The organism is Anaerostipes sp. CAG:276 (assembly GCF_000432215.1).
In the GTDB taxonomy this organism is placed as follows: Bacteria; Bacillota; Clostridia; order Lachnospirales; family Lachnospiraceae; genus Anaerostipes; species Anaerostipes caccae.
On sequence record NZ_FR889197.1, the window covers coordinates 28,847 to 41,822 of the forward strand.

Genomic DNA, 12,976 nt, shown 5'->3' on the forward strand with positions numbered 1-12,976 from the left:
GGTCTTCTTTTTTACAACGGCAGTTTCAAAAATTCTTCCAATATCTTTTTTGCATCTCCCACAATGCCATAATCGCAGTATTTAAAAACAGCTGCATTCGGGTTACTGTTCACTGCGATCACTGTCCCGGCCCTGACTCCGGTCATGTGCTGAACCGCCCCGGAAATTCCAAATGCTATATAAATGTCCGGTTTCGTTATACACCCTGTCTGTCCGATCTGCTGCTCCGGAAGCATCCACCCTGCATCCACACACGGCCTTGTGCATCCGGCCTGTGCTCCGATCCTTTCGGCGAACTGTAAAAGCAGCCGAAATCCCTCCGGACCTTTCAGCCCTCTTCCCCCGGCCGCAATGATATGTGCATCTTCCAGGGAAATCTTCTTTTCTTCTTTTATAAGATCCAGTGTTCTTTTTCTCTCTGTTATCTCCTGCAGCCAGTCTGCCGAAAACGCAGTAAACTTTCCTTGTCTGCCGTCTGTCTCACAGGCCTTTTTAAATACTCCCGGCTTTGCCAGCGCCATCTGCACAGGAACCTCCGGCATCGAAACCACAGACATGCTCTTCCCGTCAAAAGCAGGCTTAGTTACCAGCAGTTTCCCTGTTTCCTTGTCAATCTCCAATCCGACAGCATCCGTCATCACTTCTGTTCCAAGCATGGCGGCCAGAGTCGGCAGCAGTGTCTTTCCGAACAACGTTGCCCCTCCCAGAATCATATCCGGTTTCTGCTCCTTAACAATCTCATACAGAATCCTGCTGTGAGTCTCCAGCTGCTTTTGTTTAAGACTTGGATGATCCGCCGCTATGATTCGGTCTGCGGGATACCTGAGAAGATCCTTACATGTTTTTTCGACATCATTTCCCACGATTGTCAAAATCAATTCTGCATCCAGAGAATCTGCCAGCTTCCTGCCTTCTCCCAGAAGCTCAACTGTCACGTGGGCCGCATGTTGATTCTGTATCTCTCCTATGATCAAAATTTTTGATGTTTTCTTCATACGGCCTCCTTTTCTTTGATCAGCTGCCAAAGCTTTTCCGCCAGCTCCTGCTCGTCTCTGCCGGTCAGCATCTGTCTGTTTTTCGGCGCCTCATCCGGTATATACTCCCGAACCTGTTTTATGATCTTTTTTGTTTTCCCCTGTTCACCTTTCAAAACAGGAATCACCGTACTCTCTGCATATGCGGACATAATGTCAGCAACATTCGGGTGTCTCAGCGCATTGTCTTCTCTTACCGAGAGAACCAGGGCAGGCAAAGAACTCTCTGTCCGCTCTGTTCCCTCTCCAGCCATACACCAATTAAATATTTTCTTGTCTGAAACTTTCATTTTTTTTGAATAGGCAATCAGAGGAATCTTCAGGAAAAATGCCGTCATGGCCGCCATATGGGCGGCATCCCCGTCAATGGCCTGACGGCCGCACAGGATAATGTCGAACATATCTTCTGCCTCTATCGCCCCGGCAAGCAGTTTTGCACTGTGGCTGATATCTCCTGTTTCCTTTTTAAGGACCAGAACCGCTCTGTCCGCTCCCCATGTCAAAGCCTCCCGCGCAGTCTTCTCTGCTTCCGGCGGCCCGATCACCATGGCTGTCACTGTGCCCCCCTCCTGATCTCTCAGATTCAGAGCTTCTTTCAAAACATTTTTATCACTGTCGCTGATCCCTTCCGCAGTCTGATATTTCACTTGTTCCTCTTTTGGCGGAACTTCTTTTAAATAAACCAATATGTTCAACCTTTTTTCACTCCCTTCCCAGCCTTAATCCGAAGTTTATTTCAAATAAAGTTGTTGACTCTGAAAAACTGCTGTGCTATGATACCCATGCAAATTAATTTGCATCCCATTAGTTCGTATGCTAATTAATTGTTACTGTTATATTACCACCATTATTTTTATCTGTCAACGATAGAAAGTGAGGATTCTGTTATGCCATTGATTCAAGTAGACTTACAAAAACAAGATGATAAAAAAAGACTGAAAAATATTTTGGATACCATTCACGAATGTGCGGTTGAAGCCTTTGAAATACCGGAGCGGGACCGCTATCAGATCGTCAGTCAGCACGATCCGGAAGAAATGATCCTCCTAGATACCGGCCTTGGATTTGAGCGCACAAAGGATCAAATCGTGGTCCGTGTCACAAGCAAACAGAGACCCCGGGAGAAAAAAGAAAAACTTTACTCCCTGCTCTGTGAAAGACTAAATGTAAACTGCGGGATTCCGCCAAAAGACCTGCTCGTCTCCATAACAGAAAACAGCGATGCCGACTGGAGTTTCGGATTCGGGAAAGCCCAGTTTCTGACCGGAGACCTCTAAATTACTCAGAGCCCAGACAGGCAGCCACTAAAAGAACATTGACTGCCTGTCTGCAAGTTTATTTCTTTGTTCTTCTCCAAAGTCCGCACGCCATCCCCGCTGCTGAAACTGTGCATAAAAACAGCAGAGATTCTTTTTCCCCGTCGTTCGTCTCCGCAACAGCTCTCTTTGTTTTTTTCTTGTCATCTACCTCTCTGTATTCCCACGTATTCCCACTCTCCCGGTCTGTTGTCTCCGTTTTTTCTGAAGCGGTTTCACTGTCAGCCGGATCTTCTTCCGGTGTGATCTCCCATTTTGCTCTTAATACCATATTTTGATGGACAGGCATGTTAAAATCCCATAGTACTTCTCTGCCATCATCATCTGTAACATACCATCCTTTAAATGTATAGCCTTCTCTTACAGGGTCCTTTGGCTCTACCGCTGTCTTTCCGCCTTCAATGATCTGGTCCCGCGTAGCATTTTCGCCGCCGTTGGGATCAAAACTTACCACATGGCTTCCGATCAATGTCACTTTGACTGAGGCACTGCCTCCCTCTATTACAAATGTGAAATCAAAAGTACCTGTCTTTCCTGCTGCCTTAGCCTCATTGATTATCTGAAGCTGCTTTTCGTCAACGCACAGTTCTGCATTGTCGCCATATTGATCTTTGCCCTTTGCCTCACATAAATCAATCATATCTTTTACGGCAAGCTGTTCTCCTCCTGTTTCCAAAACCACATCATTGGCGCCGATAAACGGATTGATATTTTCTTTGCCGTAATCTGCGCTGTCACTGCCTTTCTGACGCAGAAAAACGGTAATCTTCACATCTGTTCCCTCCGGCGTCCGGAACGTAAGCGGATATTCCCCAATCTCACCTGCTATTTTAGCATCATTGATACATTTGACTTCTTCCAAATCCGCAAATCCAATGTCTTCCGAAGCAATCTTCTGACCCGTGTTATCCTCTGCTTTTACCCTGGAAATCTCTTTTAGCTGTTCCTCTGTAAATGCCTCTCCTCCGGTTTTGCTTATGATATTTTTAGCCTTGATAATCTCCCCATTGTCAGGATTCTCTTCGGCTTCATCAAACGTACCGTTTAACGTTACCTTGACCGTAACAGAAACACCGTCCGGAGCCGAAAAAGTAAGATCAAAAATTCCGGATTTTCCATCTGCCTTCGTCTTGTTAATCTTCTGCACTTGTTCCTGATCAAGCTGAAAATCTTTCAGTTCTATATTATTTCCTTCCTGATCTTTCCCTTTTACCTGCCCATACTGTTTCAGCTGTTCTTCTGTAAACGGATCTCCTCCGCTGTCTTTTTCAAAATGGTTGGCTCCGATCAGCGAAATCGGATCATCTTCTTTATAATCCTGCGCATCCGTACCGTTGTTTCTCAATGAAACTGTGACTGTCACCTTTGTACCACTTTCCGTACGGAAAGTCAGAAAAAAATCCCCTGTCTTTCCTTCCTTCTTAGCCTGATTGACCGCACTAAGCTGGCTTTCGTCATCCAGAAGCAATTTCTGGTCATCTATAGTATTTCCGTTTTTGTCTTTTGCAGTGACTTTCGCCAGCGTCCTGATCTGTTCCCGGCTAAATTCCTTTCCGCCTGTCCTGCTGATGACATGATTTGCGCCAATCTGTTCTTTTGTTGCAGAATCAATACTGTTGCTGTCCCTGAACGGTCCAAAATATACTTGTGTGAAAAAGTTTCCCACAGAAAAAGAACTCTCCGCTGCAAACGGGGTGTTCTCTGTAAATATAAAGTCCGTCAGAGATGTCCCATCCTGTACGTATCCCTGATAACCGGTTTCCGGTGCAGCCGTAACCCCCGATACCTTTTCGTTTCCTGCCGCAGATCCGATCCCAGGCATGTTTGACTTGGAATCGCCGACGGCTGTCACGACCGTGTCTCCTCCGCTGATACGGATATTGCGTGTGATCATAGAATCATTGGCATCTCCTTTAGAAGCGCCGATTCCCGGGGCGTTTTCTCCTCCCCGGGCTTTGACAACCCCTCCGCTGATGTAAACTCCGTCGACTTTCGTCCCATATCCTGATCCGATCCCGGAACCATGGCTTGTTCCTATGGCTTCTACATTTCCTCCCTTGATATAAATATCTTTGGCATAACTTGATGCAACATAGTGTTCCGTCCAGCAGGCAGCACCGATCGCCGGGCAGTGTCCGCCTCCAAGAGCCGTAATATTGCCTCCTTCGATCGTAAAATCACAAAAACCGGACTCCTTCGGATTTGTGCGGTTCTTTATGCTGTTTCCCAAAGCTCCCACGTGATACCCCACGCCCTGTACCGTGATACTTCCGCAGTCTGCATCGCATTTATGCCCTTTTTGTCCGCTGTATTCACACCTCAGTGTAAGACTTCCGTCCATGCCGTCCTTTGTAAGCGCATTGCTCTGTTCTTTTGTACAGTACAGACGGTTTTTCCCAATCAGCGTGACCGTCACATCTGCGTGAGAAACATTCAGACTGTCCGTCGCAGCACAGGAGATATCAACATTTTCAAATGTAAGATCTGTCTTCACTTTTGGCTCAACGACAATATTATATGTTGTTGTCTTTCCGGTGATCCGGTATCCCTGAGGATTCAGGACACCGCTGTCCGCCGGGGTACTTCCTATCAACGCACCGGAGGCAGTGATCCGGATATTCCCCCTGCTTACATCCAGAACGACCTGCCCATCTTTTGCTTTCTTTATTGCATGCTTCCTCTGTTTTTCTGATTTCTCGTCAGATTTCAATTCGGATTCATCTTTAAGCGGTTCCTTCAGCTCCGGAATTTTCTCCGTGCTCGCTGCTATTTTTGTTTCTGTCTGTTCCGGTTCCCGGGTTAATTCCTGTACCTCAGTTCCGTAAATCCCCCCCCCCCGGATTTTCCAGGCATTTCCTGTTCTTCTGCTCTCAAAATTGTTCCGGCTCCGGTTCCCACAGCTAGAATCAGTGCGGCCGCCACGATCCGTCTCTCCCATGGTTTCTTCATTCTTTATCATCCTTTCCATTGCCTTTCAGCGCGCTCTTTCTGGCAATAAATAAATTTTGTCTTTATAAGAATGTTGTCTTAACAAAAGGGTTAGATCAAAAAATTTTTTATTAAAAAAGCATGGACCCAGGAGAAATAAAGGTCCATGCTTCTTATCATGCAGATAAATACATAACAATTCATTTTAAGCCAGGTATTGGAGGGTTTGGCTTTAAGTATATCTTTTGATTGTTTTCATTTTTTAGGAGTTTCAGTGGCATAAATCTGCATTCATCTATATTTAAGTACGTTAAACGCACGTACTTACTGCGTTAGGATTTACCACAGATTGCGGTAAATTTCTTTAACATCTTCTGCAGTAATCGCTTTTCTGGTATTGGACGGGCTTCCGCTGTCCATGGCATCGTTAGCCATTTTGTCAATCACATCGAAGAATTCTTCTTTATTGATTCCGTATTCTTCTAAAGACGGAGTCTCTAATTCATCACAGATATCGACAACTGCCTGAAGGAATTTTTCGCTTGCAGCCTGGTCAGAGTCTGTCTCTGCAGCCACATTGATGGCTCTTCCAAGCTCTCCAAAGCGGTCATATGCACCGTCTAATGCATAAACAAAACATTCTTTCAAGAGCATTGCGTTGGACAGTCCGTGGGCAACATGGAACATGGCGCCGATCGGACGGCTCATTCCGTGAACCAAAGTAACGGATGCATTGTTAAAGGCGATCCCTGCTTCCAGTGCTGCAATGGACATCTGCTCTCTTGCCTCGACATTTTTTCCGTCTTTAAATGCGATAGGAAGATATTGAAAGATTCTCTTGATGGCTGAAAGCGCAAATGTATCGGATAACGGCTGCGCCAGTTTGGATGTATAAGCCTCTGCTGCATGAGTGAGGGCATCAAGTCCTGTGGCAGCTGTGATTTTAGGCGGCGCAGTCATTGTAAACTGAGGATCAATGATGGCAAGGTCAGGCATTAAGACAGCACCTTTCAGCAGCATCTTGATATCATTTTTTGTATCGGTAATAATCGTAAACTGAGTTGCCTCAGAACCTGTTCCTGCTGTGGTTGGGATCGCTACAAGGCTTGGTGCCGCTTTTGTAATCACCTTTCCCATATAGTCTGAGATCTGACCGCCGTTGCTCACTAAAGCCCCGATGGCTTTCATGGAATCGATCGGGCTTCCTCCCCCGAGAGCTACGATAAAGTCACATCCTTCTTCTTTGTAAAGGTTAAGGCCGCCTTCGATCATAGTATCTGTCGGTTCCCCATTGATCTCGCTGTAGATCACATACTCAATCTTCTGGTTTTTTAATGCAGTTTCAACTTTTGCTGCATTTCCCAGCTCCACCATCACTTTATCTGTAACGATCAGTGCTTTTTTACCGAGCGTCCCTAATTTTTCTTCTGCCATATCAAGTGCACCTTCACCAGTGTAGATCTGGCCCGGCGCGATAAATTCTCTTGCCATGTTCTTATCCTCCTATGCTTTCTTATATTTTACAAATTAAAATTCTGCGTCATGAAGCCATACATAGCGTTCATCTTCATTTCTGTCTGTCTGCAGCCATGGATTTCCGTCGAGATGACGGATCATCCAGCAGGTGTACATCTGATATCCCGGTGCAGCTGCCTGGGGATGGAGTTCTCCTCCCGGTATCGCTGAGAAGCTTCCGTCTGTGCTCTTATATACCTGGTCTCCTACAAAGCTCGCACCGAATCCTTCCGGATGGTCAAACAGGAAGTAATAGGTCTCCGGCTGCGGATGTCTGTGAGGGAGATATCCTGACCAATTTCCGCGGTCATTTAATACTTCTCCAAGAACCATATTGGAGTACGGAGCTATGTCATGGTCAAAAATTGTATTGACACGGCGTTTTGCCACGTTTCCGAATTTACCTGCACAGGAATATCCCCACGGTGCATCTTCCGGTGCATACAGTTTGCTGTCAAATGTATTTTCATTCATGGTTGACTGAACTAGAATCTCGGAGTCTGCCTTTGCTTCCACAGTAACTTCTGCATCTTTGCAGATATGTACAGCCCACGGTCCTTCTGTAAATACGTCTTTTCTTGTCACTTCTTTTGAGGTCCCGTCAAATGAAAATACCACATCACCTTTTAATAATAGAACCGCAGTCTCTTCTTCTTTTTTGCAGAAGGTCTTCACATCTCCCGCACTCAGGCGGAAGACGCGGATGTCCATCAGCATTTCTTTATATTCATTGTCGTAAGTTGTTAAAATCTTTTCCCCATTTGCATCAAACTCAGGATAGCCGAATACTTTTCCCATTGTCATACCTCTTTTCTAATACTGTCTTGCTTTTGCGCGGCCCTCTAATACTCCCTCACATGCTTTCTGCACGCTTTCTTTCACAGAAGTAGTCGCAATGCCAACATTCCACCAGGATTTATAACCGTCTGTCATAGTCTTAGGAATTACTTTTAAGTCGATCAGTGTTGCTGTGTCCTGTTTCTTTGCATCGATCAGTGCCTCTTCCAATTCCTTGATCGTTCTTACACTGTATGTTTTCAGACCGTATCCTTCTCCGATTTTTGCATAGTCAACCGGGATCAGATTCCCTTTGATCTCGTTGTTTTCGTCACGGTATCTGAACTCTGTCGCAAGACTTCCCACACCATGATTCATCTGAAGATTGTTGATGCATCCAAATCCGCAGTTGTCAAAGACAAGGATATTGATCTTCTGTTTTTCCTGCACTGCTGTCATGATCTCGCTGTGCAGCATCTGGAAACTCGCATCCCCCACTACCACATAAGATTCGTTTTCCGGCTCTGCCATTCTTACACCGAGAGCGCCTGCAACTTCATAGCCCATGCAGGAATAACCATATTCAGCATGGTAGCCGCCGCGTTTGTCTGTGGTCCAGATCCTCTGCATACAGCTCGGAAGGCTTCCTCCTGCAGTGACAATATTTGCATCCTCGTCAATGACTTCACGGATCTTACAGAGAGCTGCTGTTTGTGTAATAAGCCCTCCGGTCAATTTTACAAACTCAGGAATTGTACGCGGATCTCTTGCCTTGATCTCAGGTTCGAAGTCCTCTCCAGTATATTCGATATTTGCAAGGCGGTCCATCTCTTTTTCCCATGCAGCCTTGGCATCCTGGATTTCTGTTGTATAAGAAGATTTATACCCTTCTTCCTTCAGTCTTTCTGAGAGCGCTTCCAATGTAGCTTTCGCATCACCCACTGCTTTCACTGCATCCATCTTGTATGCATGGTATTTATTGTTATTGATCGTTACCATCTTGACATCAGGATTTTTAAACTGGCCTTTGGAGCCTGTAGTAAAGTCAGAGAGTCTGGTTCCCACAGCAATGACTACATCCGCCTCATCAGCAATGGTGTTCGCTGCCAAGGTTCCTGTAACCCCGATTCCTCCCAAGCAGTATGGATCACTGGATTTGCATGCACTTTTTCCGGCCTGGCTTTCTCCGAACGGAATATTAAAATCTGCACAGAATTTCTCTACAGTTTCTCCTGCTTCTGAATATTTTACGCCTCCGCCTACGATCACCAATGGATGTTTCGCTTCTTTGATCACATTTACAATGTCCTCGATCTCTTCTTTCACTGCACACGGTCTTGTGATCCTGTGTACTCGTTTTTCAAACAGGTAGTCTGGGAAATCGTATGACTCTCCTTCTACATCCTGTGAAAGAGCGATGCAGACAGCTCCTGTCTCTGACGGATCAGTGAGGATACGCATTGCATTGATCATCGCTGTCATCAGCTGTTCCGGACGGATGATCCGATCCCAATATTTGCAGACCGGTTTGAACGCATCATTTGTTGTCGTTGAAAGACTGTCGCTTTTCTCCAACTGCTGAAGTACCGGGTCCGGCTGTCTTGTGGCGAATGTATCGGAAGGCAGCACCAAAAGCGGGATATTGTTAACGGTTGCTGTAGCTGCTGCTGTCACCATGTTTGCTGCCCCTGGCCCTACAGAAGACGCACATGGAATGATCTTTCTTCTATTGTTCTGCTTTGCATAAGCTGTTGCAACATGGCACATACCCTGTTCATTTCTTCCCTGGAGAACTTTTAAGCTTCCCGGGTTGCTGTCCAATGCTTCCCCTAATCCAACGGCGATCCCGTGTCCGAAGATGGTAAAAATACCTTCTACAAATTTTGTCTCTTTCCCGTCAAATTCCACATACTGATTGTCAAGGAATTTTACAAGAGCCTGCGCTACTGTCATTCTGGTTGTACTCATTTTCATATCCTCCTATACTCTCGCAATCATTTCGCCATATTTTTCTTTTGTTTCACGGATAAAGTCTTTTACTTCCTGTGGATTTGGAAGTTCCTCAGAACATGAATGGCTTCTTACCATCATAGCTGCCTCTGCACTTCCGAATTCCAGACACTCGATCATTTCCCATCCTTCAAACACTCCATATAAGAATCCGGATGCATACCCGTCTCCTCCGCCGAAACCTTTTAAAGCTTCTACAGGAAACGGCTTGATAGAGTAGTCATTTCCATCATTGGTATATGCTGTAGATCCTTTTTTGCCGTGTTTGATGACAACGATCTTTGCATTCTCATTGTTCCAGGCTTCTGCAGATTCTTTATCTGTTCTGCCCGGCTGGATCAATTTTTCAGTCAGATCAAATTCTTCCCTTGATCCCATGATGATATCTGCCTCTCTGGCTACCAGAGAGTAGTAGATTGAGATCTCATCAGAATTTTTCCAGTTATATTCTCTGTAGTCTATATCAAATATAATCTTTGTGTCATTTTTCTTGGCAAGCATCACAGCTTTAAGCACCGCTTCTCTGGATGGGCTTTCTGCCAGAGCAGTTCCAGAAACAAGGATAGCTTTTGTATTTTTTATGTATTCTTCGTCAATGTCATCTACAGATAACTGTAAGTCCGCAATACAGTTGCGGTACATCAGGATACTACTTTCTTCTCTGGAAAGGATTTCAGTAAAAGTAAGTCCTAGTTTCTCTCCATTTGTGCATCTTGTAATATGGGATATGTCAATTCCTTCTTTATCAAAGAAATCCACTACATAATCCCCAAACTGGTCATCAGAAACCTTGCCGATAAATCCGGCTTTCTTTCCGTGTCTCGTAATACCCACTGCGATGTTTGCCGGAGACCCTCCCACGTACTTTTTGAATGTGGTACATTCAGATAATGGATGGAAATAATCCACCGGGTTAAAATCGATGGCCACCCTTCCGATGAGCACTAAATCCATTGGTCTTGTCTGGTCAAATTCAACATACTTCATAACTTTCACCTCAGTTTAACTTTCCGCGCATATTGCGTGTTATTTGCGTGTTTTATTATTTTCCTTGCTTTTTTAAATGCGTTTTTATGTGCTTTTCTTTATGTGCTTATATTACCACGCACGCTATTTGTGTGCAAGCACTTTTTATAAAAAAGATCCTTTTTGCTACATTTCACAAATGTATACACACTTCTTGGGTATTATTGCACAATTTTATGACACGCATTAACACGCATAACAACAAAAAAAATCGGAATACACACTTATTGTCTAAGAATATATTCCAATTCATCGATTATTTTATATAAGCAAGATCTCTACATATAAATTGGCTGTTGGGGAATAAAATGTATGACATTTTCCACATGATTTCCGTTCAGCTCTTAGAATGCTTCACTCCAATCATGTAGAAAATGGACGTAATGTCTGTTGGAGAAGGGCCTCTGTCAAAAAAGGTGCCACTTTTCGAAAGTTATTTACCACTATTGGAGGAGCGCATTTCAAAAGCGCGACGGAAATAGTGGTGAATAACTCATACATTATACTTATTTTTTATTTTTATATCTGTATAGATATGGTCCGTCCCCGGCATCTCTCCCTTCCGGATCATGTTATACAGAAGATTCGGAGGCCGGTATCCCTGTTCGTAGCCTTCCTGATCAATCAGAAAGTCGTATCTGTCTTCTTTCAGAGCTTTCGCATTTTTGGGTGTAGCATCATACACTATCACATATGGGCGTGTCTGTGGTTTCAGCTTCTCAAAAGCCAGGCAGACTCCTGCCTGTCCGCCGGATGCAACAAAAACCCCTGAAAGATCCGGTGCGATCGCCATTGTATTTTCAATGATCTTCTGCACCTCCTTCGTCTCATCAAAACTGCTCTGTACGCCAAGCAGCTCCAAATCGGGATATGAATTCTTGATCTCCTGGACAAATCCTTCTACACGGAGACTGTTTACACTGTTCGTAAAAAATCCTGTGATCACAAGGACTTTTCCCTTTCCCCTCGTCAGCATCCCCATAAGGCCTGCTGCAGTGCGCCCGCTCTTTTTATTGTCCAGTCCCACAAAACATGCACGTTTCGTACCTACAATATCAGAATTAAACGTCACCACCGGAATTTCTTTCTCTTCCATGAGACGGTTCAGCCGTTCCCGGACAGCTTCTGACTGTACCGGCATGATCGCGAGACCGTCAATCCCTTCTGTCTCAAGCTCATCAATGGCTTCTATCTGAGCTGTTTCATCTACTGATTCTATATCCTTTAATAAAAGCTCCACACCCAGATACTCAAGCTCTTTCTCCGCATCCCGGATCCCTGCTTTGACAGGAATCATAAAAGAAGCTTCGGAAAGCTGGGTGATCACTCCTATCTTTATATTTTTAACCGATTCCTGCGTGTTCTTTTTGGACTTCCTATTAGAGTGGTAATCCAGCTCCTTGGCGATTGTCAAAATCCGTTCCGCCACTTCCGGCTTGATCCTGCCGCGGTTATTCAACGCCCGGTCTACCGTTCCCCTGGACACCCCGGCACGCTCTGCTATTTCTTTGATTGTTCCTGCCATGTGCTTTCCTCACTTTTTCTCATTTTTTGACACATTGCACGCATTTGTTTTAATTATAACCTCACCGCCTATAAAAGTAAAGGATAATCCCTGTTCCGCCATTGCAAATCATGCATAAATGGATTATACTCTGAGTATATTGAGTATAATAATCAAGTATAGAAAGGGGATTTATTATGAATCAAGCAGCAATGTTTCAGTTAAGCTACGGCCTGTTCGTTCTTTCCGCAAAAGACGGAGAAAAGGATAACGGCTGTATTGTAAATACCGTACAGCAGGTTACCACAACACCTAACCGTATTTCTGTGGCAGTTAATAAAGGCAATTTTACTCACGATATGATCCGGGATACCGGTTCCTTCAATGTATCCATTCTTTCTGAGGAAGTGCCTTTTGAAATATTTAAGCATTTTGGATTCCAAAGCGGGCGGGATGTAGATAAATTAGAAAATTTTACAGAGTATGCGCGTTCCTCCAACGGGATCATATATCTGAATAAGTATGCCAATGCTTTTCTCAGTGCTTCAGTGGCTGAAACTGTGGATTTGGGCACGCACACCATGTTTATCGCCGACGTTACTGGCGGAGAAGTTTTATCACAAGTTCCTTCTGTTACCTATGCCTATTACCATAAGCACATTAAACCGCAGCCTCAAGAAACAAAAAAGACAGGATGGCGGTGTAAGATCTGCGGTTATATTTATGAGGGAGAAGACCTCCCCGCTGATTTCATATGCCCTATATGCAAACATGGGGCTTCTGATTTCGAGCGCATCGTATGACATTTTCTGCATGATTTCGGTTCGGCTCTTAGAATGCTTCACTCCAATTATGAAGAAAATGGA

Annotated in this window: 11 protein-coding genes; 2 read left to right on the top strand and 9 right to left on the bottom strand. The window is 44.7% G+C overall.

What is annotated here, in order from left to right; genetic code table 11:
- Positions 1-11: 11 nt before the first annotated feature.
- A complete protein-coding gene (locus QVP35_RS10730; RefSeq protein ID WP_009288835.1) occupies positions 12-995 on the bottom strand; it encodes an electron transfer flavoprotein subunit alpha/FixB family protein in 984 nt (327 codons plus the stop codon).
- The gene (locus QVP35_RS10735) at positions 992-1,729 is read right to left on the bottom strand and encodes an electron transfer flavoprotein subunit beta/FixA family protein (RefSeq protein WP_009288836.1); all 738 of its coding nucleotides are present in this window, start codon (positions 1,727-1,729) and stop codon (positions 992-994) included. Before QVP35_RS10735 ends, QVP35_RS10730 begins: the two co-directional genes overlap by 4 nt.
- Before the next feature lie 192 nt (positions 1,730-1,921).
- Here QVP35_RS10735 and QVP35_RS10740 point away from each other — a divergent pair, with 192 nt between their 5' ends.
- A complete protein-coding gene (locus QVP35_RS10740) occupies positions 1,922-2,311 on the top strand; it encodes a tautomerase family protein (protein WP_006568752.1) in 390 nt (129 codons plus the stop codon).
- A gap of 58 nt (positions 2,312-2,369) precedes the next feature.
- Here the strand turns inward: QVP35_RS10740 and QVP35_RS10745 are convergent, their stop codons facing one another.
- The 7 genes from QVP35_RS10745 to QVP35_RS10775 form a co-directional block, all read right to left on the bottom strand.
- Entirely contained in the window at positions 2,370-5,060 is a 2,691-nt protein-coding gene (locus QVP35_RS10745) for an InlB B-repeat-containing protein (RefSeq protein ID WP_009288837.1), read from the bottom strand.
- Positions 5,061-5,149: 89 nt separating this feature from the next.
- Positions 5,150-5,299: a hypothetical protein gene (locus QVP35_RS10750; RefSeq protein ID WP_288187874.1), complete on the bottom strand. Its 150-nt coding sequence runs from the start codon at positions 5,297-5,299 to the stop codon at positions 5,150-5,152.
- A gap of 318 nt (positions 5,300-5,617) precedes the next feature.
- Positions 5,618-6,769 carry an iron-containing alcohol dehydrogenase gene (locus tag QVP35_RS10755; protein ID WP_009288839.1) on the bottom strand — a complete coding sequence of 384 codons (1,152 nt, stop codon included), beginning with the start codon at positions 6,767-6,769 and terminating at the stop codon, positions 5,618-5,620.
- 36 nt (positions 6,770-6,805) lie between these two features.
- Complete coding sequence (locus QVP35_RS10760) at positions 6,806-7,591, bottom strand: 5-deoxy-glucuronate isomerase (protein WP_009288840.1); 786 nt, start codon at positions 7,589-7,591, stop codon at positions 6,806-6,808.
- 15 nt (positions 7,592-7,606) lie between these two features.
- Positions 7,607-9,544 (bottom strand): 3D-(3,5/4)-trihydroxycyclohexane-1,2-dione acylhydrolase (decyclizing), encoded by a 1,938-nt coding sequence (iolD, locus tag QVP35_RS10765; RefSeq protein ID WP_050791238.1) that lies wholly within the window; start codon positions 9,542-9,544, stop codon positions 7,607-7,609.
- Positions 9,545-9,550: 6 nt separating this feature from the next.
- Entirely contained in the window at positions 9,551-10,567 is a 1,017-nt protein-coding gene (iolC, locus tag QVP35_RS10770; protein WP_009288842.1) for a 5-dehydro-2-deoxygluconokinase, read from the bottom strand.
- Between the two features lie 532 nt (positions 10,568-11,099).
- Complete coding sequence (locus tag QVP35_RS10775) at positions 11,100-12,131, bottom strand: LacI family DNA-binding transcriptional regulator (protein WP_009288843.1); 1,032 nt, start codon at positions 12,129-12,131, stop codon at positions 11,100-11,102.
- Positions 12,132-12,307: 176 nt separating this feature from the next.
- Between QVP35_RS10775 and QVP35_RS10780 the strand changes: the two genes are divergently transcribed.
- Positions 12,308-12,913, top strand: coding sequence for a flavin reductase (locus tag QVP35_RS10780; protein ID WP_009288844.1), 606 nt, complete (start codon positions 12,308-12,310; stop codon positions 12,911-12,913).
- Positions 12,914-12,976 lie beyond the last annotated feature (63 nt).